Annotated in this window: 24 protein-coding genes; 13 read left to right on the top strand and 11 right to left on the bottom strand. The window is 65.3% G+C overall.

Annotation, left to right across the window (positions count from 1 at the left end; genetic code table 11):
- The first annotated feature begins 25 nt into the window (after positions 1-25).
- The gene (locus JN280_RS14200) at positions 26-538 is read left to right on the top strand and encodes a hypothetical protein (protein WP_202312998.1); all 513 of its coding nucleotides are present in this window, start codon (positions 26-28) and stop codon (positions 536-538) included.
- 72 nt (positions 539-610) lie between these two features.
- On the opposite strand, the gene JN280_RS14195 is transcribed toward JN280_RS14200, so the two are convergent.
- Together JN280_RS14195 and odc2 are read right to left on the bottom strand one after the other, a co-directional pair.
- Positions 611-1,198 carry a GNAT family N-acetyltransferase gene (locus tag JN280_RS14195; RefSeq protein ID WP_202312997.1) on the bottom strand — a complete coding sequence of 196 codons (588 nt, stop codon included), beginning with the start codon at positions 1,196-1,198 and terminating at the stop codon, positions 611-613.
- A 158-nt stretch (positions 1,199-1,356) separates the two neighbouring features.
- A complete protein-coding gene (odc2, locus tag JN280_RS14190; protein ID WP_202312996.1) occupies positions 1,357-2,490 on the bottom strand; it encodes an ornithine/lysine decarboxylase in 1,134 nt (377 codons plus the stop codon).
- 547 nt (positions 2,491-3,037) lie between these two features.
- Between odc2 and JN280_RS14185 the strand changes: the two genes are divergently transcribed.
- The 4 genes from JN280_RS14185 to JN280_RS14170 all read left to right on the top strand — a co-directional run bounded on the left by JN280_RS14185 (position 3,038) and on the right by JN280_RS14170 (position 7,012).
- Positions 3,038-4,225, top strand: a complete 1,188-nt coding sequence (locus tag JN280_RS14185; protein WP_202312994.1) for an amidase — start codon at positions 3,038-3,040, stop codon at positions 4,223-4,225.
- Positions 4,226-4,231: 6 nt separating this feature from the next.
- Positions 4,232-5,131: a LysR family transcriptional regulator gene (locus JN280_RS14180; protein ID WP_202312992.1), complete on the top strand. Its 900-nt coding sequence runs from the start codon at positions 4,232-4,234 to the stop codon at positions 5,129-5,131.
- 79 nt (positions 5,132-5,210) lie between these two features.
- Positions 5,211-5,870 (top strand): DUF1007 family protein, encoded by a 660-nt coding sequence (locus JN280_RS14175; protein WP_202312990.1) that lies wholly within the window; start codon positions 5,211-5,213, stop codon positions 5,868-5,870.
- A 5-nt stretch (positions 5,871-5,875) separates the two neighbouring features.
- A complete protein-coding gene (locus JN280_RS14170) occupies positions 5,876-7,012 on the top strand; it encodes a nickel/cobalt transporter (RefSeq protein ID WP_202312988.1) in 1,137 nt (378 codons plus the stop codon).
- A 112-nt stretch (positions 7,013-7,124) separates the two neighbouring features.
- Here the strand turns inward: JN280_RS14170 and JN280_RS14165 are convergent, their stop codons facing one another.
- Positions 7,125-7,481: a winged helix-turn-helix transcriptional regulator gene (locus tag JN280_RS14165; protein WP_202312986.1), complete on the bottom strand. Its 357-nt coding sequence runs from the start codon at positions 7,479-7,481 to the stop codon at positions 7,125-7,127.
- Positions 7,482-7,566: 85 nt separating this feature from the next.
- Here JN280_RS14165 and JN280_RS14160 point away from each other — a divergent pair, with 85 nt between their 5' ends.
- The 6 genes from JN280_RS14160 to JN280_RS14135 all read left to right on the top strand — a co-directional run bounded on the left by JN280_RS14160 (position 7,567) and on the right by JN280_RS14135 (position 13,546).
- Positions 7,567-8,235, top strand: coding sequence for a hydrolase (locus tag JN280_RS14160; protein ID WP_202312984.1), 669 nt, complete (start codon positions 7,567-7,569; stop codon positions 8,233-8,235).
- Between the two features lie 75 nt (positions 8,236-8,310).
- The gene (locus JN280_RS14155; protein WP_202312982.1) at positions 8,311-8,586 is read left to right on the top strand and encodes a XapX domain-containing protein; all 276 of its coding nucleotides are present in this window, start codon (positions 8,311-8,313) and stop codon (positions 8,584-8,586) included.
- A 53-nt stretch (positions 8,587-8,639) separates the two neighbouring features.
- Complete coding sequence (locus JN280_RS14150; protein ID WP_202314762.1) at positions 8,640-10,547, top strand: amidohydrolase; 1,908 nt, start codon at positions 8,640-8,642, stop codon at positions 10,545-10,547.
- 33 nt (positions 10,548-10,580) lie between these two features.
- Positions 10,581-11,024: a DoxX family protein gene (locus JN280_RS14145; protein ID WP_244743313.1), complete on the top strand. Its 444-nt coding sequence runs from the start codon at positions 10,581-10,583 to the stop codon at positions 11,022-11,024.
- Positions 11,024-12,631, top strand: a complete 1,608-nt coding sequence (locus tag JN280_RS14140; protein ID WP_202312981.1) for an MFS transporter — start codon at positions 11,024-11,026, stop codon at positions 12,629-12,631. Before JN280_RS14145 ends, JN280_RS14140 begins: the two co-directional genes overlap by 1 nt.
- A gap of 90 nt (positions 12,632-12,721) precedes the next feature.
- Positions 12,722-13,546: an alpha/beta fold hydrolase gene (locus tag JN280_RS14135; RefSeq protein WP_202312980.1), complete on the top strand. Its 825-nt coding sequence runs from the start codon at positions 12,722-12,724 to the stop codon at positions 13,544-13,546.
- Positions 13,547-13,593: 47 nt separating this feature from the next.
- Here the strand turns inward: JN280_RS14135 and denD are convergent, their stop codons facing one another.
- From denD to JN280_RS14115, 4 genes are all read right to left on the bottom strand, one after another.
- Positions 13,594-14,574 (bottom strand): D-erythronate dehydrogenase, encoded by a 981-nt coding sequence (gene denD / locus JN280_RS14130; RefSeq protein WP_202312979.1) that lies wholly within the window; start codon positions 14,572-14,574, stop codon positions 13,594-13,596.
- 1 nt (position 14,575) lies between these two features.
- Positions 14,576-14,782 (bottom strand): hypothetical protein, encoded by a 207-nt coding sequence (locus JN280_RS14125; RefSeq protein ID WP_202315358.1) that lies wholly within the window; start codon positions 14,780-14,782, stop codon positions 14,576-14,578.
- 121 nt (positions 14,783-14,903) lie between these two features.
- On the bottom strand, positions 14,904-15,842 hold the full coding sequence (locus JN280_RS14120; RefSeq protein ID WP_244743311.1) for a cation diffusion facilitator family transporter: 939 nt from the start codon (positions 15,840-15,842) through the stop codon (positions 14,904-14,906).
- A 10-nt stretch (positions 15,843-15,852) separates the two neighbouring features.
- Entirely contained in the window at positions 15,853-16,539 is a 687-nt protein-coding gene (locus JN280_RS14115; protein WP_202312977.1) for a GNAT family N-acetyltransferase, read from the bottom strand.
- 82 nt (positions 16,540-16,621) lie between these two features.
- On the opposite strand from JN280_RS14115, the gene JN280_RS14110 reads away from it, so the two are divergent.
- Positions 16,622-17,806, top strand: a complete 1,185-nt coding sequence (locus tag JN280_RS14110; RefSeq protein WP_202312976.1) for a pyridoxal phosphate-dependent aminotransferase — start codon at positions 16,622-16,624, stop codon at positions 17,804-17,806.
- A 4-nt stretch (positions 17,807-17,810) separates the two neighbouring features.
- Here JN280_RS14110 and JN280_RS14105 read toward each other — a convergent pair whose 3' ends face one another.
- From JN280_RS14105 to JN280_RS14095, 3 genes are all read right to left on the bottom strand, one after another.
- The gene (locus JN280_RS14105) at positions 17,811-19,547 is read right to left on the bottom strand and encodes an HAD-IIIC family phosphatase (RefSeq protein ID WP_202312975.1); all 1,737 of its coding nucleotides are present in this window, start codon (positions 19,545-19,547) and stop codon (positions 17,811-17,813) included.
- A gap of 81 nt (positions 19,548-19,628) precedes the next feature.
- On the bottom strand, positions 19,629-20,378 hold the full coding sequence (locus JN280_RS14100; RefSeq protein ID WP_446720826.1) for an SDR family oxidoreductase: 750 nt from the start codon (positions 20,376-20,378) through the stop codon (positions 19,629-19,631).
- 789 nt (positions 20,379-21,167) lie between these two features.
- Positions 21,168-24,185 (bottom strand): calcium-binding protein, encoded by a 3,018-nt coding sequence (locus JN280_RS14095; RefSeq protein ID WP_202312972.1) that lies wholly within the window; start codon positions 24,183-24,185, stop codon positions 21,168-21,170.
- A 673-nt stretch (positions 24,186-24,858) separates the two neighbouring features.
- Here JN280_RS14095 and JN280_RS14090 point away from each other — a divergent pair.
- Positions 24,859-25,836 carry a LysR family transcriptional regulator gene (locus JN280_RS14090; protein ID WP_202312971.1) on the top strand — a complete coding sequence of 326 codons (978 nt, stop codon included), beginning with the start codon at positions 24,859-24,861 and terminating at the stop codon, positions 25,834-25,836.
- Between the two features lie 51 nt (positions 25,837-25,887).
- Here JN280_RS14090 and JN280_RS14085 read toward each other — a convergent pair whose 3' ends face one another.
- Positions 25,888-26,649, bottom strand: a complete 762-nt coding sequence (locus tag JN280_RS14085; protein WP_202312970.1) for a tellurite resistance TerB family protein — start codon at positions 26,647-26,649, stop codon at positions 25,888-25,890.
- Between the last annotated feature and the right edge of the window lie 107 nt (positions 26,650-26,756).

Here is a 26,756-nt window from a genome sequence, read left to right as displayed (position 1 = left end):
CAGCAATCGTTCCACAGGAACATTCATGACAGTCAGAAGCCGGGCCATATCCATGGCGGTTATCGCCTGCGCAGCCTTTCTCGCCGGCTGCGTCGAGGAACGTTACGACGGGCCGGATTGGGACGCACCGATCTACGGGCCAGGGCCAGGCGACTACGAGTATTCCCCGCGCTACGAGCCGCGGCCGCGATACCCTCGCTACGAGCCTCGTCCGGATTACTACGAGCCTCGGCCGCGCTATCCCGGCGGCGACCACTACCGCCCACGCCCACCGCGCGAGGAACCGCGTGGTGAGTATCGTCCGAGGCCGGTGCGCGAAGAGCCGCGCGGCGACTACCGTCCACGGCCACCCCGTGAAGAACCTCGTCCTTCGCGTCCGAGGGAGGAGCCCCGGCCGTCGCGTCCGCAAACCGTGGACTGCGCGGCAACGCCGAACCGGGTGGAATGCGCACGACGCCGTACGGGCACAGGCGGCACGGACAACCCGGCCGGCGAGATAATCCAGCCCGAACCTCAGCCGCGCCGCGCCGGCGGCTGACAAGAAAGTCAATTGGCGGTTCGACCGACGGCCCGAAGATCGGAGATCTTGGGGCCGTCTTCCTTCGTGCCTTCAGGCTGCGAGCCAGGCGGCGCGGCGTCTCGTCCGGCGGCCACTCGCCCTGAGCACGCCTTCCGCACCGTCGAGCGCGCCCGGCTGCAGTTCCAGCCCCAGGAAACGGTGGCGCTCGTAGGGGCCGGGCATGGCGACGCCTCCCGTCTTTTCGGCCGAGAAACCGAAGCGCTCGTAGTAGGGCGCGTCACCCACGAGCAGGATCGCCCGGTGCCCGAGCCTCCTTGCCTCCTCTATCGAATGACGCATCAGTGCCGAGCCGAGGCCGGCGCCCTTCAAGTCGGGATCGACCGCCAGCGGGCCGAGCAGAAGCGCCTTGCCGCCATGCTCGCCCAGCCTGACGTCCCACAGCCGCACAGTGCCGATGAGCGCACCCGACGCGTCACGCGCGGCAAAGGCGAGGCCTTCCGACGGCCTGCGGCCGCGACGCAACTTCTCCGACGACTTGCGCTTGCGGCCGGAACCCATGGCACGGTCGAGCAGAGACTCGCGCGCCAGCATGTCGGCCGCGGTCTCGGCGACGATGACGACGGCCGATGCGTCGGGGACGATGTCGCCGGAGGGCGACGAGAGAAGCGATTTGTCCATTTTCCGCGATCCTTCACCAGCGGAGATTTGTCCACGAGCGAGCCGCCGCGCGCGAAAAGCCGCGCGCTGCGGGGATCTGACGGCCCAAGCGGATTCCCATCGGAAAGCCGTTTGGCGGGTGCGCGTCGGAACCGGTTCCGGCCGACGCGCCCGAGCCGTCAGATCACGTAGGATCGGAGCGGCTCGAAGCCGTTGAAGGCGACCGAGGCGTAGGTCGTCGTGTAGGCGCCCGTCCCCTCGATCAGGACCTCGTCGCCGATGGTCAGCGAAACGGGCAGCGGATAGGGCGTCTTCTCGTACATCACGTCGGCCGAGTCGCAGGTCGGACCGGCCAGCACGCAAGGCGCCACGACGTCGCCGTCGCGCGGGGTCACGATCGGGTAGCGGATCGCCTCGTCCATCGTCTCGGCGAGGCCGCCGAACTTGCCGATGTCGAGATAGACCCAGCGCACATTATCGTTGTCGGCCTTCCTGGAGATCAGCACGACTTCCGACTTGATGACGCCCGCATTGCCGACCATGCCGCGGCCCGGCTCGATGATGGTCTCCGGGATGTTGTTGCCGAAGTGCTTGCGCAGCGCGCTGAAGATCGCCTGGCCGTAGGCCTGCGCCACCGGCACGTCCTTCAGGTAACGCGTGGGGAAGCCACCGCCCATATTGACCATGCCGAGCACGATGCCCTCCTCGGCAAGCGCCGCGAAGACCGCCTTGGCATCGCCCAGCGCGCGGTCCCAGGCCGACAGATCGCACTGCTGGGAGCCGACATGGAAGGACACGCCATAGGCGTCGAGCCCGAGCGTCCGGGCATGGCGCAGCACGTCGACGGCCATATCAGGCACGCAGCCGAACTTGCGCGACAGCGGCCACTCGGCGCCGGCGCCGTCGGTCAACACCCGGCAGAAAACGCGGGCGCCGGGAGCGGCGCGCGCGACCTTCTCCACCTCCTCGACGCTGTCGACGGCGAAGAGACGGATGCCGAGCTGGTAGGCGCGCGCCACGTCGCGCTCCTTCTTGATGGTGTTGCCGTAGGAGATGCGGTCTGCGGTCGCGCCGGCATCCATCGCCATCTCGATCTCGGCGACCGAGGCGGTGTCGAAGCAGGAGCCCATCGAGGCCAGCAGCCGCAGGATCTCGGGCGCGGGATTGGCTTTCACCGCATAGTAGATCCGGGAATCCGGAAGCGCTTTCTCGAAGGCGCGGAAATTGTCGCGCACGACATCGAGGTCGACGATGAGGCAGGGGCCGTTCGGACGTCGGGCGGCGAGGAAATCGAGGATGCGCTGCGTGGCCATCGGGTCTCTCCAATCACGCCCATTCGGGCGCGCAAACAGGCAGCGGTTGCGCGGGCAGTCGGCCTCGCGAACACGCAGTTGGACAAAGGTCGCGGTCGCATGCCCATGGTGCCAGTCGGTGGAGACACCGGAACCATGAACGCGTGACCACACGGCGATGAGCAAAAGCCTTCGCGGCTGAAGCTCGCTTTGTCTGCCTTGGCTTGGATTGGGAAACCCGCTCCGCACTGCCGGCAATGAAGGTGTGCCTCTTCAGTAACCCCGGTCTATGGACGACCGGCAGACACCAGAAAGGCCCGCACCGTCGTTGCTTCAAGGCGTCCTCGGCTATGCGGTTGGCCGCTTAACCGACCGGGCTCGTTAACTCCCGGGTACCGTCCCGATGACCTCGCCATTCGAGGGTCGGGGGACGCCCACAGGCACGTGCGACTTTGGGCAAGGGGGGATATAGGAGGGTCGACCGTCACAATCAATTAAAATCGCGACGCCGCTTGAAAAAATCCGTCCTGCGAACAATGCTCTCGCAATCGTATCCGGATTCTGAACGATGGCTGGCGGCGCCAACAGCTTCAACGCTTTCCTCGGTTACAGCCAAGTGGCTGTTCCCAATGCGCAATCCGGCCCGCTGGCACGGCTTTCGCTGGCCGTGAAGGATATATTCGACGTGGCCGGCTACAGGACCGGTTGCGGCAATCCCGACAAGTTCGCGGAGGCTCGGCCGGCGACGCGGACGGCGCCTGCGGTGCAGACGCTTCTCGACGCCGGGGCGCGATTCGTCGGCAAGACCCAGACTGACGAACTGGCTTTCTCGATGATGGGGCTCAACGCGCATTTCCCGAGCCCGGTGAATGCGGCCGCCCCGGACCGGGTGACCGGCGGCTCGTCCTCCGGCTCGGCCGCCGCCGTCGCCGCCGGGCTCGCCGCGATCGCCGTCGGTTCGGACACCGGCGGGTCCATCCGCGCGCCGGCCAGCTTCTGCGGGCTGATCGGCCTGCGCTCGACGCATGGCCGCATTTCCCTGGAGGGCGCGATGCCGCTCGCGCCGAGCCTCGACACCTTCGGCTGGTTCGCCGAGGACATCGAGGTCTATGAGACCGTGGGCAAGCTGCTGCTTGGTCGCGATCCGGCCCGCGCTTCGCTTGCCCGGGCTCTCACCCTGCCCGACCAGGAAGCACTGCTTGCCGGCCCGGAAGAGAGGGCCGAATACCGGCGGATAGGGGCCTTCGCCGGTGCGGTCCAGGAAACGCCCTGGCCCTTCACCTCGACCGTCGACGAGCTCTATTGGTGCTTCCGCCGTCTCCAGTCGCACGAGGCCTGGGCCGCCCACGGCGCCTGGATATCGGCGGCGGACCGGCGCCTGGGGCCAGGGGTCAAGGAACGCTTCGAATTCGGAGCCGGCATCGGGGACAAGACGGTCAAGGCCGAGACGGTGCGCCGGCTGGTCTTTCGGGCGGAGCTGGAGGCCCTGCTCGGTGCCGACGGCGTGCTCGTCCTGCCGACCGTGCCGGGAGCCGCGCCGCTCAAGGCGTCGGGCTTCGAGACGACACAGGCCTATCGCGAGCAGGCGCTGCGCATGCTCTGCCTCTCGGGACTATCCGGCTTCCCGCAGATCACCCTGCCGCTCGGCAAGGTCCAGGGTGCGCCTTTCGGCCTGTCGCTGCTCGGTCCCGCCGGCAGCGACATCGCGCTGATCCGCCTCGGCAGGAAGCTTCTCGAAAGAGCGAAGGGCGGCTGATTTCACATGGACACCTTGACCCGCATGCGCGCCTTCATCGACGTGGTCGAAGCCGAAGGCTTTTCGGCCGCGGCGCGCAGGATCGGCCGCTCGAAGGCGCTGCTGTCCAAATATGTGCGCGAGCTCGAGGACGAACTCGGCGCGCTGCTGCTCAACCGTACGACCCGCCAGTTCTCGCTGACCGAGGCGGGCCACACCTACTATCGGCGCGCCTCCGAGATCCTGCGGGAGATCGATACCCTGGCCGATGCGGTGCGCGAATCCTCGGGCGACGTGCGCGGCCGCATCAAGCTATCGGCGCCGCGCACCTTCGCCGACGCGCCGATCGGGCAATCGCTGATAGACTTCGCCAAGGAATATCCTGACATCGTGCTGGAGATCGACCTCGACGACCGGTTCGTCGATCTGGTCGAGGAAGGTTTCGACCTGGCGATCCGCATCTCGCGCCTGGAGAATTCCTCGCTCATCGCACGGCGGCTCTCGCCGTTCTCGGTGGTCGTGTGCGCGTCGCCCGAGCTCATCGAGAAGCACGGCCTGCCCGAGCGCCCGCAGCAGCTCGCCGCCTTGCCCTGCATCATCGACACCAATGGCCGCTGGCTCTCCAACTGGCCGTTCAAGGGCGATTCGGGCGAGACGTTCAGCGTCTCGGTCGCCGGCCCGATCGAGGTGAACAGCCCGCTCGCCTCACGTGCGGCTGCGCTCGCCGGTCTCGGTTTCGCCATCCTGCCCGACTTCATCGCGGCGCCCGAGGTCGAGGCCGGGCGCCTGGTGACGGTGCTGCATGATCGCGTCCTGACCGGAGGCGGCATTTTTGCGGTCTATCCGCACCGCCGATACCTGCCGGCCAAGGTGCGCGTGTTCGTCGACTTCCTGGTGCAATGGTTCAAGACCCGCGATCAGATGTGATCGCCTCGTCATGGTGCGGTCCCAATTTCGCCGGTTTTGTGCTAACTGTGGCAACTCCAATCCGTGGGGACAAATCGGCATGCAACTGAAAGGACGACGAGCGATTCCAGCGACCGCCCTCGTTGCGCTCCTGACGTCGACCGTGCCGGCGAGCGTTCATCCGCACGTCTTTGCCGAGGCTCGGCTCGAGGTGATGCTCAATTCCGACCGGACGGTGAAATCGCTGCGCCACCTGTGGCGCTTCGACGACGTCTTCTCCAGCACGGTGCTGATGGAATTCGACAAGAACGCCGATCTCAAGCTCGACGACGCTGAACTGCAGGAGATCGCCTCAACGATCCACGCCTCGCTCGCCGAATACAACTACTTCCAGGTGGTGACTCTCGACGGGAAGGACGTGGCGATGAAGCCGCCGCCGGCCCTGATGGTCAATTACGAGCAGGACCAGTTGATCGTGCTGTTCGAATCGGAGCCGAAGGCGCCGCTGAAGCTCACCGGCAAGGTCGATTTCGGCGTCTATGATCCGACCTTCTACACGGCGATCGACTTTACCGAGGACACCAACATGGCGGTTGCCGACCTGCCTGCCGGCTGCAGCCGGTCCGTCATCAGACCCGATCCCGACGAGGCGCTCGCCCAGAACCAGGCGACGCTGACCGAGCAGTTCTTCAACGATCCGGCCGGAACGGATATGTCGAAGATCTTCGCCACCAAGCTGGAACTCACCTGCCAAGGATAGGCCCCGTGAGCAAGACAAGCATCCGCACGGTTCTCGGCTTCCTCGTCGCAGCCTATGTCTTCACCCATTTCCTTGGTCTCGCCCATGCCCAGAGTTCGCTCGGCATCGGCACCAGCGAGGCGACGCTGCCATCGACCGGAATGTTCGCGGGCTGGCTGAACTGGATCAATGTCCAGCAGCAGGCATTCTACCGTTCGCTCACCGGCGCGCTGAAGGCGATGCGCCAGGACGGCAGCCAGCTCTGGATGCTGGTCGGCCTCTCCTTCGTCTACGGCATCTTCCACGCGGCCGGCCCCGGCCACGGCAAGGCGGTGATCTCGTCCTACATGCTGGCCAACGAAGTGGCCCTGCGGCGCGGCATCATGCTCTCCTTCGTCTCGGCCTTCCTGCAGGCGATAACCGCCATCGTCATCATGGCGCTGCTCTTCCTGGTGCTGCGCGGCACGTCGATCTCCATGACCAGGGCGACATGGACGCTCGAGGTGGCGAGCTATGCGCTGATCGCCGTCTTCGGCGCCTGGCTGCTTTGGCGCAAAGCCGGTCCGCTGGTTGCCGCGCGCTTCGGCGGCGCACCGGTGCGTAGCCTGTCGGCCGCCCATGCCCATGCGCATTCCCATGCCGGTCACCATGGATACGGTCATGCCCACGATCATTCCCAGTGCGGCCACGACCACCATGGCCACGGCCACCACGGCCATGAACACCAACATCACGATCACCACCATCACGGCCACGCCCATGCGCACGCCCATGGGCCGGGCGAGGTCTGCGCGACCTGCGGTCATTCGCACGCGCCGGATCCGGCGCTGCTTGGCGGCGATCGTTTCGAATGGAAGACGGCATGGTCGGCCGTCGCCGCGGTCGGCATCAGGCCCTGCTCGGGCGCGCTCATCGTGCTCACCTTCGCTTTCCTCAACGGACTGTGGGCCGGCGGCATCCTGTCGGTCTTCGCCATGGCGCTGGGGACCGCACTGACCGTCTCGGTTCTTGCCACGCTTGCGGTAACGGCCAAGAACTGGGCGGTGGCTGCCGCGGGCGACGGCCGCGCCGGCAACCGCATCCATGCCATGATCGAGATCGGCGGCGCCGCCCTGGTGATGCTGCTCGGCCTCACTCTGCTGACGGCGAGCCTCTCAGCGTAGAACTTGGCCGCGTCTTTTCGAACGCGCGACTGACGCTGCATCGTTTGGCTCTGCGTAGCCGGCTTTCCGACAAATCAGATCCGATTTCCGAGCCAGTGCGGCCGGCGCGTCGTCAACTGGCGGCGTCCAGGGATCGCACGCGCGCCTCGTTGCGCTGAAGCTCGGCGTCAAGCGCGCGCCCTTTCGACGTCAAGCTGTATTCCACATGCAGCGGCATGGTGCCGAAGTCCCGTCTGACGACCAGCCCCTCGTCTTCGAGCGCCTTCAGTCTTTGAGACAGAACACGCGCCGAGATGTCCCCGGGAAGCGCGCGGCGCAAGGCGCCGAACCGGATCGCCTCATGACGACCCAAGGTCCAGATAATGTGACTCATCCACCGCTGCGCAAGAAAATTAAGAAAATCATCCAGAACGCACCCGGTATTTTTGCCATCAATACTATCTTCTCTTATATTGTTGCTTTGATCCATGGTTACTTTCCGGTCACTACTGTTCATATGCCGCCGTTCAATCTAGCTTTCAGGCACAATCCCGAATCGAAGGAGCGAGACGTTAATGCCGAATGCAACCCCCGTTCCCGCCAGAGGCTTGATTTCGCCGAAGGACCATACGCTGATCCTCATCGACTTCCAGTCACAGATGGCTTTCGCCACCCATTCGATCGACGCGATCACGCTGAGAACCAATGCGGCATTGGTTGCTCATGCCGCGGCAGGCTTCAGCGTGCCAACCATCCTCACGACGGTCGCGGAGAAGAGCTTCTCCGGCCCGATGTTCGACGAGATAAGCGAGGCCTTCCCCGGACAGGCGATGCTCGACCGGACAAGCATGAACACCTGGGAAGACAAGGCCGTCATCAGGCGCGTGAACGAGATCGGCAAGAGCCGGCTCGTCCTTGCCGGCCTGTGGACCTCCGTCTGCATCGTCGGCCCTGCGCTTTCGGCGCTCGACCAGGGATTTGAAGTCTATGTCATCACCGACGCTTGCGGAGATGTCTCCAAGGAAGCGCATGAACGCGCCGTCGACCGCATGATCCAGGCCGGCGCCCGGCCGATGACGTCGCTGCAATATTTGCTGGAGCTTCAGCGCGACTGGGCCCGCTCGGAAACCTACGATCTGACCACCGGCATCGCCAGGAAGTACGGCGGCGCTTACGGCCTGGGCATCATCTACGCCAAGACGATGCTGGGCGAGCATGCCAGCGAGGCAGGCGCGGCCGCCTGAGGCAGGTGTAACCGCCAGATGCCGTCCCAAGGGCGCCGCTTCGACGGCGCCACCTTCCAACCTCGGAGCCCGACGATGAAACTCTATCTCGTCTCCCTGGGCGCCGGCGTCCTCGTCGGCGTTATCTATGCGCTGCTCAATGTCCGCTCGCCAGCGCCGCCGATCGTGGCGTTGATCGGGCTCTTGGGCATTCTGATCGGCGAGCAGGTCGTGCCCGTCGCCAAGCGTCTTGTCTCGGGCGCGCCGGTCACGACGTCGTGGCTGTCGTCGGAATGCGCGCCGCATGTGCTCGGCGAACTTCCGCAGCGGCCGAAGTCTTCGGGTGGGGCCGCGGGAGCACGACCGTCGTGAGCCTGACCCGCCGCAACCTGAACACCGGCGCTGCGCTTCTCGGAGCCGTGTCGATGCTTGGCGGAAGGACAGCCTTCGCCGCCGACCAAATGGAAAGGGCTCCCATGGATGCCGAGTTGATCCTCGTCAATGGTCGTTTCACCTCGCTCGACCGCGAGAACCCGGCGCCGAAGGCCGTGGCCATATCCGGTGGGCTGTTCGTCGCCGCAGGCGACGAACAGGAGATCAGGGCACTGGCAGGCCCGGGAACGCAGATCGTCGATCTCGGCGGACGGCGCGCCGTGCCCGGTCTGATCGACAGCCACATGCATATCATCCGTGGCGGCCTCAACTACAATCTGGAGCTGCGCTGGGATGGCGTGCGCTCGCTCGGCCAGGCCATGGAGATGCTGAAGCGCCAGGTCGCGGCGACGCCACCCCCGCAATGGGTACGCGTGGTGGGCGGCTTCACCGAACACCAATTCGCCGAGAAACGACTGCCGACCCTGGATGAGATCAATGCGATCGCGCCAGACACGCCGGTGTTCATCCTCCATCTTTACGACCGCGCCCTGCTCAATGGCGCCGCCCTGCGCGCCGTCGGCTACACCGGCGAGACGCCGAACCCGCCGGGCGGCGAAATTCAGCGCGACGCCAAGGGGAACCCGACCGGCCTGCTGCTCGCGCGCCCGAATGCCAGCATCCTCTATTCGACGCTCGCCAAGGCGCCGAAGCTGCCGCCGGAATATCAGCTCAACTCGACGCGACATTTCATGCGCGAGATGAACCGGCTGGGCGTCACCTCGATCATCGACGCCGGCGGCGGCTTCCAGAACTATCCCGAGGACTATGCGATCATCGAGAAGCTGCACTCCGACGGCGAACTGACAATGCGGATTGCCTATAACCTGTTCACGCAAAAGCCGAAACAGGAACTGGCCGACTTTGCCGGATGGGTGAAAGAGGTGCGTCCCGGCCAGGGCGATGATCTCTACCGCCACAACGGCGCCGGCGAGATGCTGGTCTACACGGCCGCCGATTTCGAGGACTTCCGCGTCGAACGGCCGGAGATGCCTCTCTCGATGGAGGCCGACCTCGAGCCGGTCGTGCGACTGCTCGCCGAGAACCACTGGCCCTGGCGGCTCCACGCCACCTACGACGAAACCATATCGCGGGCGCTCGACGTCTTCGAGGCGGTGGACAAGGATATTCCTTTGCAGGGGCTGAACTGGTTCTTCGACCATGCCGAGACGATCTCCGACCGGAACATCGATCGCATCGCCCAACTCGGCGGCGGCATCGCCGTCCAGCACCGCATGATGTTCCAGGGCGAGGATTTCATCGAACGCTACGGCGCCAAGGCGGCGGAGCGGACACCGCCCGTCGCCCGCATGTTGGAGGCCGGCGTTCCGGTCGGTGCCGGCACCGATGCGACGCGGGTGGCGAGCTACAACCCCTGGGTCTCGCTCTCCTGGCTGGTGACGGGACGCACGCTCGGCGGTCTCAGGCTCTACCCGCAGCGTAATCTTCTCGACCGCGAGGCGGCCTTGCGGCTCTGGACCGAAGCCAATGGCTGGTTCTCCAACGAGACGGGCAGAAAAGGCCAGATCAAGGCCGGCCAGTTTGCGGATCTCGCGGTGCTCGATCGCGACTACTTCTCGATGCCCGAGGACGAGATCCAGGACATCGAGAGCGTCCTTACCCTGCTTGGCGGCAAGGTGGTCCACGGCGCGGGCGACTATTCGGGCCTCGCGCCCGACCTGCCACCGGCCATGCCGGACTGGTCGCCGGTGCGCCGCTGGGAAGGATACCAGAAGCGTGCCGATGCCGGCGGAACGCGTTACGCGTTCGTGGGCTGCGGCTGCGCAAATGCTTGCGGCGTGCACGGGCACGACCATGCGCGCGCCTTTGCAGCGCAGACGCCGGCCGCCGACGAAGGCGCTTTCTGGGGCGCCCTCGGCTGCTCTTGCTGGGCGTTCTGAGACGTGAAACGACCACCAGCGAGGACACAGCCCATGCCGTCAGCCGTCGCCTCAGGAATGCAGTCCGTCGTCGAACGCTTGCTTGCCGTCCGCTGGATTGAGGCGGCCGCGCGTTTCGCGGTCGCAGTGCCGTTTCTCATCAGCGGCATATCGAAGCTGTTCGACTTCCCGGGAGCCGTGGCCGAGGTGCGAGGCCTGACCGCGATCGAACCCGCATTGCCGCTCGCCGTTCTCGTGATCGTCGTCCAGCTCGGCGGTTCGGCGTTGCTGATCGCGGGCGGGCGGCTCGCGTGGATCGGTGCGCTGACGCTCACCGGCTTCACCGCAGTCGCGACGCTTCTGGCGCATTCCTTCTGGCTGAAGGCCGAGGCCGAGCAGTTCCTCCATCGCAACATCTTCTTCGAGCACGTTGCGATCGCAGGCGGCCTGATCCTGCTCGCCATACTGACGGTGAAGCCGTCGCGGGCTCGAGGCTGATGGCGGCGACCGTCGAGCAGAGCGGCAGTTCGGCCTTCTCGCCGCTCAGGCAGCCCGTCTTCGCCGTGCTATGGGCCGCGACCGTTCTCGGCAATACCGGCAGCTTCATGCGCGACGTGGCCAGCGCCTGGCTGGTCACCGACCTTTCGGCCTCGCCGGCAGCCGTCGCCTTGGTGCAGACGGCCGGTACGCTGCCTATCTTCCTTCTCGCCATTCCGGCCGGCGTGCTGTCGGACATACTCGACCGGCGCCGACTTCTGATCGCCCTGCAGGTGATGCTGGCGGCTGTGAGCGCGGCCCTCATGCTCCTGTCGCAGTCGGGCCAGCTGACGGTGGGCCTGCTGGTCGCCCTCACCTTCGCGGGCGGCGTTGGCGCAGCCCTGATGGGGCCGACCTGGCAATCGATCGTCCCCGAGCTCGTGCCGCGGCATGACCTGAAGAATGCCGTCGCGCTGAATTCGTTGGGGATCAACATCGCCCGTTCGATCGGGCCGGCCGCGGGCGGCCTGCTCCTCGCCTCTTTCGGCGCGGCACTCACCTATGGCGTCGATGTGCTGAGCTATGCCTTCGTTATCGCCGCGCTGCTCTGGTGGCGGCGCATCCCCGAGGCCGACGATGACCTGTCGGAGCACTTCACCGGCGCCTTCCGCGCCGGCCTGCGTTATGCCCGGGCCAGCCGGCCCCTGCATGTGGTGCTGTTGCGGGCCGTGATCTTCTTCGCCTTCGCCAGCGCGGTATGGGCATTGCTGCCGCTGGTGGCCAGGAATCTTCTGGACGGCGACGCCGGTTTCTACGGCATTCTTCTCGGTGCCGTGGGCGTGGGGGCCATTGCCGGGGCATTGCTGTTGCCGGCGCTCCGGCGTCGTCTCGATGCCGACGCACTCCTGCTCGGCGCCTCGCTGGTTGCCGCGGCCGTAATGAGCGCCCTTGCTTTCGCACCGCCGCGGTGGGCGGCGATCCTGGCGCTGCTGCTCCTCGGAACCGCCTGGATCGTGGCGCTGACAACGCTCAACGCCGCCGCACAGGCGATCCTGCCCAATTGGGTGCGTGGTCGGGGCCTGGCGGTCTATCTCACCGTCTTCAATGGCGCCATGGCGGGCGGGAGCCTGGGCTGGGGCCTCGTAGCCCAGCAACTGGGGGTTCCGACGACACTCATAGTGGCCGGCGTCGGCCTCGCACTCGCAGCATTCGGCCTGCATCTGGTCAAGCTTCCGGCCGGCGAGGACGACCTGATGCCGTCACGGCACTGGCCCGAGCCGCTGACCGCCGAGCCGGTCGACCATGACCGTGGGCCGGTGCTCATCCAGGTCGAGTACCGCATCGAAAAGAAGGATCGGCCCGGCTTCCTAGATGCGATGCGGCACCTGGCGGGAGAACGCAGGCGCGACGGCGCCTTCAACTGGGGGATCACCGAGGACGCCGCCGATCCCGAGCGCATTATCGAGTGGTTCATGGTGGAATCCTGGGCCGAACATATGCGGCAGCATAAGCGGGTTTCAAAGGCCGACGCCGACTTGCAGAAGGCCGTCCTCGCATTCCACAAGGGGCCGGCCGAGCCGCGGGTCTCGCATCATCTGGCGTTGCAGACGAAGCGGGCAGGCCAGTGAAACTCCATCGCGCCGCGTCGCATGGGCGACATTGACGTGGTCGATGCTGGAAGAGCTTAATATCTATCGACGGCCTCAAAGGAGCTTCTCATGGGCATGATCACGACCAAGGACGGAACCGAGATTTTCTACAAGGACTGGGGCAGCGGCCAACCGCTCGTCTTCCACCACGGCTGGCCGCTGAGTGCCGACGACTGGGACAACCAGATGCTCTTCTTCCTGGACAAGGGATATCGCGTGATCGCCCATGACCGGCGTGGACACGGGCGCTCCACCCAGACGGCAACGGGCAACGAGATGGATACCTATGCGGCTGACGTCGCCGCGCTCACCGCCGCGCTCGACCTGAAGGACGCCGTGCATATCGGCCATTCCACCGGCGGCGGCGAAGTCGCCCACTATGTCGCGCGCGCCGAGGCGGGCCGTGTCGCCAAGGCCGTGCTGATCGGCGCGGTGCCGCCCGTCATGGTGAAGTCGGACAAAAATCCCGGCGGCTTGCCGATCGAGGTTTTCGACGGCTTCCGCAGCGCCCTGGTGGCCAATCGCGCACAGTTCTACAGGGATGTTCCCTCAGGTCCCTTCTACGGCTACAACCGCCCCGGCGCCACGGTTTCCCAGGGTGTCATCGACAATTGGTGGCGGCAGGGAATGATGGGCGGCGCCAAGGCGCACTACGACTGCATCAAGGCCTTTTCCGAAACCGATTTCACCGAAGACCTGAAGAAGATCGATGTGCCCGTGCTGGTGATGCATGGAGACGACGACCAGATCGTGCCCATCGCCGATTCCGCGCTTCTTGCGGTGAAACTGCTCAAGCACGGCACGCTCAAGGTCTATGAGGGCCTGCCGCACGGCATGTGCACGACCCATCCGGACGTCATCAACGCCGACCTGCTGGCCTTCGTCGAGGGATAGGCTGGCTCGACCGGGCCCGGTCGCCGACAGCGCCCGGGCTCGGCCCCTTACAAGCCCGGCAGCGCGCCGCCCAGTTCGTCCTCGACATAGACCCGGATGATGTCGTCGAAACTCTCCTCGGCGACGAAGCCGAGGTCGCGTGCCCGCGTAGCGGCAAAACGCGTCGGCCAGTTCCGGACGATCGCCCAGACGGCAGCGTCTGGCTCCTCCCGGATCAGTGCGGCGACGTGATCGCCTGCGACGCGGCGCAAGGCGTCTATCTGCTCGCCGACGCTGACCGCGACACCCGGCATCGTGAGATTGCGGCGCGGACCGACGCGGGCGCCGTCGAGGCCGGCCGCATGGACGAGGAAGTTCACCGCCGAGCGCGGACTGGCATGGGTATGGACGACCGAGCGCGGCACCGGAAGCTGGGCGGGAAGACCGTTGAGGGGCTCGCGGATGATGCCGGAGAAGAAACCCGATGCGGCCTTGTTCGGTTTGCCCGGACGGACGCAGATGGTCGGCAGCCGGATGCCGATCCCGTCGAAGAAGCCGCGACGCGTGTAGTCGGCGAGCAGCGCTTCGCCGATCAGCTTCTGCGTGCCGTAGGAGGTGAGCGGCGTCGGATGGAACTCGTCCGGGATCATGTCGGGGAACGGCGCGCCGAACACCGCGATCGAAGAGGTGAAGACCACGCGCGGCCGGTTGCCGGCCTCGCGGAGCGCTTCGAACAAAAGACGGCTTCCGTCGAGATTGACCCGGTAGCCGAGTTCGAAATTCGCCTCCGCCTCGCCAGAGACGATACCGGCAAGATGAAAGACCGCGTCAGGCCGCTTCGCCGCCAAGGCCGTGGCCGTTTCCGGCGCGGCGAGATCGCCGGCATGGATGGCGATGTCGACACCGTCCATCTGAGGCCGCTCCGGCGCAACGATATCGTGCAGGTCGAGCGCCTCGATTTGCCGGCCGGCAAGCGTTCCCTCTCGCACCAGCCGTTGGGTAAGCTTGCGGCCGACCATTCCGGCCGCGCCCGTGATCAGGATCCGCATGTCAGTTCTCCCCACGTCGTTGCGCACGCGCCCTCAGCCAGAAGATCAGAAAGAATGCCGCCACGAAAGCCACGGCCACCACCCCGGCCGCGGCGGTGGAGAGATTTCCCACCGCCAGCATGATGGTGGGCAGGTAATAGGCGACGAGGCCGAAGCCGATCATGATCGCGGCCGCGGCGATGGCCGAATTGCGGTTGCTGTTCTGCACGGCCCTTCCCTTTCAGCTCTTGAGCAGCTTTGCGTGGCTTCCCGCACGCTTCACCTGCCTAGCCTCTTTTCTTGCCGCAGGTTCTTGTCGGAAAACCATGGGACACTTTCCGAAAACCTGCTCAGTGCCGATGGTCGGTCTCGGCGCCAGCGCCATATTCGGGCTCGACAGTGGCATGATCGATACCGTGCCGGGATGCAAGCTCCATCTTGATCGCGCGGATCGTCGCAACTGCATCCGCATCATCGTCGAGGCAGGCGCGCAGCGTCGCCATATTGCGCGATCCGTCGATCGACCAGACATGCATGTGGCGGACCTCGCGCAGGCCCGCGACCTTGTCCTGCAACTCGCTGGCAATCCGGTCGCGGTCGAGCCCGGCCGGAACGCCTTCGAGCAGCACATGGGCCGCCTCGCGCATGAGCGACCAGGCCGTCGACAGGATGAGCAGCGCGACGAGCACGGAGAGGATCGGGTCGATCGGCGTCCAGTCGGTGGCGAGGATGACGATTGCCGCCACGATGGCCGCCGCCGATCCCAGCATGTCGCCCAGGACATGAATGAGGGCGCCGCGCATGTTGAGACTGCCGCGGTCGCCGCCGCGCAGCACGACGAAACCGACGATGTTGACCGCGAGGCCCAGAAACGCGACGACGAGCATCGGGCCGGCCAGGACCTCGGGCGGCTCCATCAGCCGGCGCACGGCTTCATAGACGATCCAGACGGCGATCGCGAAGATGGTGATGCCGTTGGTGTAGGCGACCAGCGTCTTCACCCGGCCGAAGCCATAGGTCAGGCGCACTGTGGGCGGCCGATCGGCGAGATGGAAGGCGTACCAGGCAAGCCAGAGCGCGATAGAATCGGTCAGCATGTGGCCGGCATCGGCGATGAGCGCCAGCGAGCCGGTCACGACGCCGCCCAGGGCCTCGGCGACCATGAAGCCGCCGGTGAGGCAGGCGACGACCAGCACCCTGGTCTTGTCGGTGGTGCCCTTGCCATGATCATGCCCTTGGCCGTGCCCATGGCCATGATCGCGTCCGCCCTGCCCGTGCGTATGTGCCAAAGATGTTCTCCTAGCGGCGAAGGGCGGCCTTGATATCCTCCAGCCGTCGTTTCTGGCTGCCGTCCGCCAGGAAGTTCGCGGGATCGAGCCATTCCTCATAGGCCTGACGCAACGGCGGCCACTCCTTGTCGGTTACGGAATACCATGCCGTGTCGCGATTCTCGCCCTTGACCACCATGTGCTGGCGGAAGACGCCCTCGAAGACGAAACCGAAGCGTTCGGCGGCCCGCTTGGAAGGCTCGTTGCGATTGTTGCATTTCCATTCATAGCGGCGATAGCCGAGCCCGTCGAAGACATGGCGCATGAACAGGAACTGCGCCTCGGTTGCCGCCGGTTTGCGCGACATCAACGCCCCCCAATAGATGTTGCCGATCTCGATCACGCCGAAGGCCGGCTCGATGCGCATCAGGGTCTGGCGGCCGGCGATCTTGCCGCTCGCCTTGTCGATCACCGTGAAGAACAGCGGATCGGCGCTCGCCTCGGCCTTTTCCAGCCAGGGCTGGAAGGCGGCGCGGTTGTCGGGCGGATATTCGAACAGCCAGCGGAACCGCTCGCCGGCGTCGGCGACCGTCGAGGCCTCGTAGAGCCCGTCGCCATGCCGCGCGGCGTCAAGCGGCTCGAGCCGGACGAAACGTCCTTCGAGCGGTTCTCGCGCCGGCCGCGGCCGCGGCTGCCAATGCTTCAGATCGCCTGTCATGCCGACCTTCCTTCCGTTGACTTTTGCTGCCGGAGGCTCACAAAAACAGACCTATCGGAAAAGAACCAGACGGACAGCCGCAATGCTCCAAACGATCGCCGCTTTCGACCGCCTCGGGGAAGAGAATGCCTTTGCGGTGCTGGCCCGGGCGACCGCGCTGGCGGCCGAGGGCAAGGATGTCATCAACCTCGGCATCGGCCAGCCGGACTTCAAGACACCGCAGCACATCGTCGAGGCCGCGATCAAGGCCCTGCGCGACGGCCACCACGGCTACACACCGGCAACCGGCCTGCTCGCGACCCGCGAGGCGGTGGTGCGCCGGACACTAAGCACGACGGGCGTCGAGGTTTCGCCCGACAACGTGATGATCCTGCCGGGCGGCAAGCCGACGATGTATGCCGCCATCGTCATGTTCGGCGAGCCGGGTGCCGAGATCCTCTATCCGGACCCGGGCTTTCCGATCTACCGATCGATGATCGAGTTCACCGGCGCGACGCCCGTGCCCGTGCCGATCCGCGAGGAAAACGGCTTCGCCTTCTCGGCCGAGGAGACGCTGGCCCTCATCACGCCGCGGACCCGCCTGCTCATCCTGAACTCGCCGGCCAATCCCACCGGCGGCGTCACCCCACGGGCCGAGATCGAGAAGCTGGTCAAGGGCCTCGAGGCACATTCCGATGTCGCGATCCTCTCGGACGAGATCTACGACGTCATGACCTATGACGGCGAAACCCATACGTCGCTTCTGCAGTTCCCGGAGATCCGCGAGCGGCTGATCGTGCTCAACGGCTGGTCGAAGACATGGGCCATGACGGGCTGGCGCCTGGGCTGGTCGATCTGGCCGAACTCCCGGGAGGGCGCCCATCTCTACGACAAGGTGCGCAAGCTGGCGGTGAACTGCTGGTCCTGCGTAAACGCGCCGAGCCAATTCGCGGGCATCGCAGCGATCGACGGGCCGCAGGACGAGGTGGAGAGGATGATGCGCGCCTTCGACCGGCGCCGCAGGATCGTCGTCGAAGGGCTGAACAGCCTGCCCGGCGTCTCCTGCATCACGCCGAAAGGCGCCTTCTATGCCTTCCCCAACATCACTGGCACGGGCTGGAAGGCCAAGCAGCTTGCCTCGGCGCTGCTGGAGGAAACGGGCGTGGCACTGATCGGCGGTCCCGATTTCGGCATACTCGGCGAAGGCTACATCCGCCTGTCCTACGCCAACTCGGAAGAGAATATCTTGCGGGCGATCGAGCGGATCGAGGCGTTCCTGAAGAAATAGGAGATCACAAGCCCGGCCGGGCGATCTCTTCCGGCCAGCCTATGCCGGTGAAGTCCTCGAGCACCCATTCCTCGGGCGAGACCTGTCGGAAGCCGTGGTCGCGATAGAGTGCAGCGACGAGTTGGTTCTTGCTGGTCTTCAGATAGGTTCCGACGAGGCGTTTCGCGCCGCGCGCCCGCAGCAGATCGCAGAGCGCGGCGAAGACCGAGCGCTCGACGCCGCGCCCGAGCACGCGGCAGCTCATCAGCAGCGTTTCGATCTCAGCCTGCTCTTCGTCATGTTTCAGGATCAGGACGCCGACGAGGCCATAATCGCCGAACCGGTCCGAGACGCGCCAGGCGAGCATCGTGACGGCAGGATCGTCGAGCAGCCGGGCGACGTCGCCCTCGGTCTTGCGCCGCGTGGTCAGGTTGAACTGGTTGCTCTTGTTGATGAGTTGCGCGACGCGGGCAATGTGCTCGGCCTTGACTTCGAAGAGATCGACCCGAAGCTGGAGCTGGCGCCTGAACTCCTCTGATGTGAGCGCCCCGGCGAGATCGCGACGCCGGCGTTCCTGGAGCATCATCTCCGAGCGCCCGCGATCCTCGGCACTGACCGTCTCGCTGTCGAAGCCGCGGAAGGCGCCGAACACCGTGGGGAATGCCGTCAGTTCGTCCGGCACCTGGATGCAGGTCACCATCGGCAACGTTTCGCCGACATGGCCGATCTCCATCGCGCTGTCGTCGACAAAGACCATGCTGTCCGGGCCGATGTTCAGTTCCTCGGCAAGGCTCGCGATGTTGCCCGGCTTGTCCAGCCAATTGATCCGGTGAGCGACGAGATCCTTTCGCTGCAGCACCATTCCGTCGTGCCGGTCGAAGACCTCCCAGACATCCTGCTCATTGTTCTTGCTGCAGAGCGCGATCATGATGCCCCGGCTGCGCAGGGTCTGAAGCTGGTGCTGGAAGTCCCGGAACACCGATCCCGGAAAATCGTCGCCGAGCCGGATGCCGGCCAACCCGTCCTCGCCGACCACGCCACCCCACAACGTGTTGTCGCAGTCGACGACGACGCATTTCTTTGCCGCTGCCGACTGGGAGCGGATCAGCGATGCGCAGCTTTCGGCGATCCTGTCCCAGAACGCTTCGCTGTAAGGCTGCCGGTACAGGTACCACTTGCGCCAGTCGAGCGAGTTCTCGGCACCGACCAGCCGCTGGATCCCGTCGAGATCGAGAAGGCCGACATGGCCGATCTCGCGCATCCGGCGGATCCAGATGTCGACGACCTGCCGGTGCAGCGCGCCGATCGTGGCGGCACTGCCGAGCGTTTCGATGGCATGGTCCGACGAATGTGGGAACGGCGGCACCGTGCAGACGATCCGCCCGGGAAAGCTTCCGCGCAAGCCTGCGACCGCCTCCGCGAGTTCCTCGACTTTCTCGAACAATCCGGCTGCGCCGCCGCCGCGGACCACTGCCTGGAAATCGGCGCGCGCGAAATCCTCGATCCGCCAGAGCATCACAATGGCGGTGGGCGGCCGGTCGCCATAGTCGGCCTTCCAGCCGAGGCCGAGCTGAATCAGCTGATTGTAGGACGCGACGGTCAGCGCCGGTGGCCGGACAGGATCATCGACCAGGCGGGAACCGAGATAGGGCACGAGCGGATCCGCGGTGAAGGTTGCCGCGATTACGATATGCTCGTTTCCCGGCGCCCTTCCGGCGCGCGACAGGCGAAGCCAGTCGGTCCGCCGCCCCATCAACGACATGGTTCACCCCCGCGCCTGGATTCCGACGCGTAGATCATCGCACCGACGCCGGCCCGCGAGATATGCGGAGGGCGCGAATAGTCAGCCGCGCCCGACATAAGGCATTTTGGTCGCCATGACAGTCATGAACAGCACGTTGGCGTCGAGCGGAAGGCTCGCCATGTGCAACACCGCATCGGCCACATGCCTGACGTCCATCACCACTTCGGGAGCGATGCTGCCATTGGCTTGCGGCACGCCCACGGTCATCGGCGCCGCCATATCCGTCAGCGCATTGCCGATATCGATCTGTCCGCAGGCGATGTCGTAGGGTCTGCCGTCCAGCGCAAGGGTCCGGGTGAGGCCCGTGATCGCGTGCTTGGTGGCCGTATATGGCACGGATCCGGGCCGGGGCGCATAGGCCGAGACCGAGCCGTTGTTTATGATGCGCCCACCCATCGGGCTCTGGCTGCGCATCGCGCGGAACGCAGCGCGGGCACAGAGGAAGGAGCCGGTGAGATTGACGCCGACCACCTCGTTCCAGACCTCGACGGGGATCTCGTCGATCAGCGTCGACTTGTAGCCCATGCCGGCATTGTTGAAGAGCAGGTCGACCCGGCCGAAGGCCTCGGCCACCGTCTCGAACATCTCATCCACCCGCGTCGCGCTGGAGATGTCGCAGGCGACGGGCAGCGCCCTTGCCTCCGTCGGGCCGGCCTCGGCGATAGCCTGCTCGAGCATTGCGAGCCGCCGACCGCAGAACACCGTGTTCCAGCCGTCCTTCAGGAGCGCGGTGGCCACCGCCTTGCCGATACCAGTGCCGGCGCCCGTGACGATCGCAGTTTTGGCCATGCCTTGATCCTTCATTCCGGGGAGAAGGCATTGCAAATGGAGGCCGGTGTGGCAAGGCACAAACGACGCGCCGAGCAATGGCGGTTGCGGCAGCGACCGCCAACGAAAGGGCGGCCATTTGCGGCCGCCCAGTTTCGAACCACGCTTGGGAGGAGGAAAAGCAGGCCCGATAAGCAAATGATGCGCCCGCTGGGTTAACAAGACGTTAACGCAAAGTTGGCATGAAAGTATTCACCCGCGATCTTGCAAGGAGACCAACCGCCACGCAAGGAAATCGTGTTTGCAACGACGCGACGCACCTTCGGCACGCCGTTCCGGTCCGCGATCGCTCGCACGAGAAGAAAAGGCGGCACCCACCGGACCAGGGCGAGTGCCGCAACCCAACCTTCGCACCGGGGTGGTGCGGGGTCCGGGACGGCCGCTGAGCAAAGCGGCTCCGCCGATGGCGCCTAGGGGTTGGGAGGGCCGGGAAACGAGAGGAGCGTTGTCCCGGGTTGGTGAACACGATCGGCTCGGATGCTCAGGCAACCAAGCTTCAGGCGAACGGGAAGTTGTCGACGGCGAGCGTTCGCCCTCGCGCGTTGCCGCAGACGAAACGCTCCGACGAAGATTCCGGATTCAGGAATATCGGCCATGATCGGTTCCCTCGCTCGTCTTCAAAGAAGAGACGGCCCGCCCCGCCGCAGTGCGGGCCGTCCCAGGCCTGGGGCGGCAACTCTCCGCCGCCCCAGCCGCCGTCGCGATGTCGGATCGGTTCGAAGCCGCTCTTGCGAACCGGGGCCTCGATGTTCAGACGAACAGGAAGTCGCTCAATGCCAAGGTCGGGAGATGCCCGGCGCCACTCTTGAGCGTCACGATCAGTTCGGCATCGTGCTCGTTGCCGGTGCCGTCGCGGTCGAACCAGAGCCGCCCATTGTCGGTCTCGAACAGGAACTGGGCACCCGTGCCCGAGACGGCCGGATTCGCGCCCACCACGAAACCGGGATTCCCCGAGGCGGCAATTCCGAAATCCGAACGGTCGATGACCAGCTTGTCCTGACCGCGCGTGAAGTCGGTGATCTGGTCGCCGGTGCCGAAGCCGTCGAAGCGGAATACGAACTGATCCCTGCCGGCGCCGCCGATGAGGAGATCGCCGCCCGCACCGCCTTCGAGAACATCGTCGCCCGCACCGCCGGAGAGGAAGTCATCCATGCCACCGCCATAGAACGTCTCGTTCGCCGCAGTGCCGCGGATGTCGTCGTCCAGCATGCTTCCATGGACGATCTCGACACCCGTGACGGTCAGGCCCTTGGCCATGCCGCCATTGTTGGCGTTGTTGGCCAGATCGAGGATCACCGACTTGGTCGAGAGGAAGTCGAACTTCAGCGAATCGATGCCGAGGCCGCCGTCGATCAGGTCGGTTCCAATCTCCGCCGTTCGTACGAGCGTGTCGTTGCCGGCGTCGCCATAGAGCTTGTCGTTGCCAGCGCCGTCGAGGAGGACATCGTTGCCGGCGCCACCGCGTAGCGTATCGTTGCCGGCATTGCCGACAAGGCGGTCGGCAAGCGTTCCTCCCGTAACGGTGTCGTTGCCGCTGGTTCCGTAGAATTCCAGGCTCTCCGCACCGGTGAAGCTGGTCGTCGCGTTGACCCTCACCAGGCCGCTGGTGACGACGAAACTCACGCCGTTCGCCTGGTTGGACAGATCGACCGCGATACGGTCCGTGCCGACGCCGGCATCGGCATAGTCGCTGTGGTTGATGCGCAGGTAGTCGTTCCCGGCGCCGGCATAGAGCCGGTCGGCATGGCCGTCGATGCCTGAGCCGCCGGTCGCATGCAACGTATCGTTGCCGTCGCCGCCTTCGAGCCGGTCGGCGCCAAGGCCGCCATGGAGCGTATCGTTACCGCCGAGACCCTTCAGCGTGTCGTTGCCGGCACCGCCATTGAACAGATCCGAATAGGCCCCGCCGGTAAGACTGTCGGCGCCTGAGCCCGACCAGATCTGGACGGCTTCGACGTTCTTGAGCGTGACGTCGCCGTTGGTCAGCACGGCATTCGCTGACAGCACGAAGCTCAGGTTCTTGGCCGACTGACTGCGGTTAACCGAGGCCACATCGAAGCCGACGCCACCATCGACAGAGAATTTGCCCGCCGTGCTCCCCCTCGCGTAGTTGATCCTGGCGGTGTCATTGCCGGTGCCCAACTGGATCGAGTTCACGTAGGTGCCCGCCTGGAGCTCGACGCTGACAGCGTCGTTGCCCGTGCCGGCATCGATGACGTTGGCGCCGCCGGAGTCGACGATCGAGTCGTTTCCGTCGCCGCCGATGAGCGTGTCGTTGCCCAATCCGCCGTCCAGCGTGTCGCTGCCTTTCCCTCCGGTCAGCCGGTCATTGCCGCCATTGCCGTAGAACTTCACGGAAAGGGCGCTCCCGGCCGTCAGCGTATCGCTGCCAGACCCGGCGGCAATGGAATAGTGCTCGGCGTCGGTGACGGTGGTTCCGTCGCTCAGCCTGCCGGTGACGCCCGATATGGAGAAGGTCAGCGCGGCGGTAAGATCGGAGCGCAGGATCGAAACCGAATCCGTACCTGCGCCGGCCCTCACGACGTCCCGGCCGCCGCTTCCAACGGAGATGACATCGTTGCCGTCGCCGCCGTCAACCGTGTCGACTCCGGTTCCGGCATCGAGATAGTCGTTGCCCTTGCCTCCCGACAGCACGTCGTTGCCGCCCCAACTCATCATTCTGTCGCTGCCGTCCCAACCGGTCCAGCGGTCGGCACTCGTCGAACCGGCGCTGCTTTCGAGCCAGTAGGCCTCCATGCCGACGAAGGTCGTGCCGTCCGAAAGCGTGTTGGAGAGGTTCGACGCCTTGGCTGTGAAGGTGCCGGCCAGCCGTTCGACCCGCAGCACGTCAAGGCCTATCCCGCCGTCGATCGTATCCTTGCCTTGGCCGATCACCACTTCGACGGTGTCATTTCCGTATCCGGCGCGGACTATGTCGGTGCCCAGACCACCTTCGAGCATATCGTTGCCATTGCCGCCGTCGAGCGTATCGTTGCCTTCGGCGCCTGCCAGGCTGTCATTGCCCTCGCCGCCGACGACGGTGTCGTTGCCCTCTCCACCCGTCATCGAGTCGTTGCCATAGCCACCGTCCAGGCGGTCGTTGCCGACTTCGCCATCGAGGAAGTCCATGCCGAAACCGCCGCTCAGCCTATCGTGGCCGTCGCCGCCGGTCAGGAAGTCGATGCCGTTGCCGCCGTTCAGCGTGTCGTCGCCCTCGTCACCGTTGAGAAAGTCCATGCCGATGCCGCCATTCAACGTATCGTTGCCGAGACCGCCATTCAGCATGTCGTTCCAGCGGCCACCGGTGAGCGAATCGGCGAAGTCGGTGCCCGTTATCTGGTATTCCTCGACATTGATGACCTTGATCCCGCCAAGCACGGTCGTCTGCGCGATCGGATCCTGGGCAACGAAGTTGATGCCCGCCGCCTCCATCGAGTAGTCGACCATCAGCCTGTCGAAACCGAGCCCGCCGTCGACCGTGTCGCCGTTAGCCTCTTCGAGGAAGCCGACCATGATCATGTCGGCACCGGTTCCGGCGTCGATCCTATCGGCGCCTTCGCCACCTTCGATGATGTCGCTACCGGAATTTCCATTGATGACGTCGGCGCCTTCGTTGCCGAAGAGCGTATCGTTCTGGAAGCCGCCCGACAGCGTGTCGGCGCCGTCGAAGCCCAGAAGCATGTCGTTACTCAGCCCACCCGTGATGACGTCGGCGCCGAAAGTGCCGTTGAGTTGGTTCGGCGCGTCGTTTCCAGGAATGTTTGCCACGTCTGTCTCTCCGTAGTTAAAACTCTCATGTCCGCCCGCGGCATCCGGGGCAGTTCAAACCGTTGCTTCGATAGCCGGACCGCTGGTCTGGTTCAGACGCGGGCGCGGCTTTTGCTTGGGAGGATGGCCGGCTCCGTTTCCCTGCCTTGGCCAACCCTCGAGCCGAGCGGCCCCTGGCCGTCGGCCCCACGTCCCTGCCCGTCACCACGACAGGTCCGCGCCTGCAGACGCCGACCGCGCGGCTCCGCGGGGAGCATCAATCGAGTCGCCGCTTTCGCGATGTTTCGGATTTCTTCGCTTCCTGACCAGAGGCGTATAGACAGCGTGTCATTTAGGGGCTGATACGAAGCCTGGGAAATCCAATGTTGATATGGCCGTCATCCACGGCGCAAATGGAGTTCGTTTTCTGCAAATTGTGTTCGCCCTACGCCAAGCGCGAAGGAGAATTCTCAGAAACAATCAGAACTGCAGTGAAGGACGTCGCGGAATAGCCACAATCGTTCTTAGCTTCGATTGTCGGTTGCATTTCCAAAAAATGCCGCATTGGACGGGGGCCCGATGTCGTAGTGATTTGTTACTTAATCTTTCAGTCAACTCAGGCGTCATTTGACGATCTACTAATTCCGGTCGCCTTCCGAATGAATCCAGCGCTTGTATGGGGGCATACACGCACATGAACTTGAACGGTTTCGACCTTAATCTCCTCCGGGTCTTCGACGCACTGATGCGCGAGCGCAGCGTGACGCGGGCCGGCGATCAGATCGGGCTGAGCCAGCCCGCCGTCAGCGCGGCGCTGCGGCGCCTGCGCGAAATCCTTGACGACCAGCTCTTCATTCGTCGCGGCAACGACATGATTCCCACGCCGCGCGCCCTCGAGCTCGGCTCATCCGTGCGGGAGGCGCTGGGCAAGATCGAGTTCGCCTTCCACAAGCGCCGGCACTTCGACCCCGCGACCATGCAACGGCGGTTCACGCTGCTCGGCTCGGACGTGTTCTCGATGATGATGATGCCGGCCCTCTCCAGGCGCTTCGCGGACGAGGCGCCAGGCGTCTCGCTGCAGCTCGTGGACAATGCGAGCGGGACCGCCGAGAAACTGCTCCAGGAAGATGCCGTCGACATTGCGATCGACACCGAGCTCGACATGTCCGACTGGACATCGAGCATGCAATTGCTGCGCGCGCCCTATGTCGCCGTTGCTTCGGCCGACCACCCGACGATCGCGGCTGCCGGCATCCCCTCCTGGGGAACGATCCCGCTCGACCTGTTCTGCGAGCTCCATCATGCGGTGCGGTCAGTCAACGGCATGGTGAAATGCGCGGTGGATACGTCGCTCGCCAGAATCGGGCGCAAGCGCCATGTGGCGCTGATGTTGCCGCATACGCTCGGCGTCGCACTGGCCACCGCACGTTCGCTCCATCTCGCCATCGTCCCGCGGCAGTTCGCGGAGTTGGTGGCGCCCAATCTCGGCCTCGAGATCTACCGGGCGCCGGTGCCGCTGCCCGCGACCGACATCAAGATGTTCTGGCATGCCCGCCACGACGCCGACAAAGGCCATCAATGGCTGCGCCTGCAGGTCTGCAAGGTCAGGGACGAGTTCGAGCTCAAGATGAGGCGCCGGGCCGATCCTGCGGTCCCGCGTCTGATCGCATGACCTTTGCGGCGGGACGGTGACGGTGCCTCGCCCCGCCGCGCTTTCGCGCAATTACCAGGGGATGTTCGACTTCGGTGCGTCGGTCGACGTCGGCGCCGCGGTCTTGATCGAGGATACCGTCGCCTCGACGTGATCCACCAATGCATCGGGCAGCTTGAGTCGGCCGGCCAGCAGGTCGAGATAGCCTCGTTCCGCACGCGAATCCGGCTCGATCGTAAGGCGCGAGGCTGTGTAGAGCTCGACCTTCTGCGCCTCGGTCTGCGCGGCGGCCACCAGGGCGTCGATCGACAGCGGATGCTCGATCTCGGACATCAGGAAGTCCTGCGCCTCACCGTCCAGGCCGGCCAGGCTGACCCGGTCCGCGATCTTCTTGCGTTCCTCGTCGTCGATATGGCCGTCGGCATTGGCGGCCGCGATCATGGCGCGGATCAGCATGAGGGCGAACTCATCCTCCCCTTGCGGTGCCTGGGCGGGATGGAACTCCGTATCCGAAGGAGGCGGCAGCAGTTCGGGCTCGCGGGCGGGCGTGCCCGAGGCGTCCGTCTGCTGGGCCGGCTGATCGCCGCTCCTGTAGTTCTGGTAGGCCTTGTAGGCCAGTCCGGCGATGGCCGCGAGCCCGCCGACCTTGAGCGCCGACCCGGTGACCTGACGCCCGGCACTGGTGCCGAGCAGCACGGCCACCAATGCGCCCGTCGCCAGCGGATTGTCCTTGGCAAGCTGGGTCGCCTGGCCTGCCTTCTCGCGCAGCGTCCCGCTGGTCCCGGGGATCGTCGAGCCGAGCAAATCGTCGAGCAGTTTCTTGGGGTCGAGCATCCTGGCCTCCATCTGGTGGTCCCGTCGCCCGCGGCGACAGGTCTCCTGCGAGCGCCGCTCGCCCATTCGAACGCGCAAAGGACGCTCCATCACTTGAACAACGCATC

The sequence above is a fragment of the Mesorhizobium sp. L-8-10 genome (genome assembly GCF_016756635.1).
Taxonomy (GTDB): Bacteria; Pseudomonadota; Alphaproteobacteria; order Rhizobiales; family Rhizobiaceae.
The sequence above is the reverse complement of the archived record's forward strand: the minus strand, read 5'-3'. Positions and strand labels throughout refer to the sequence as shown.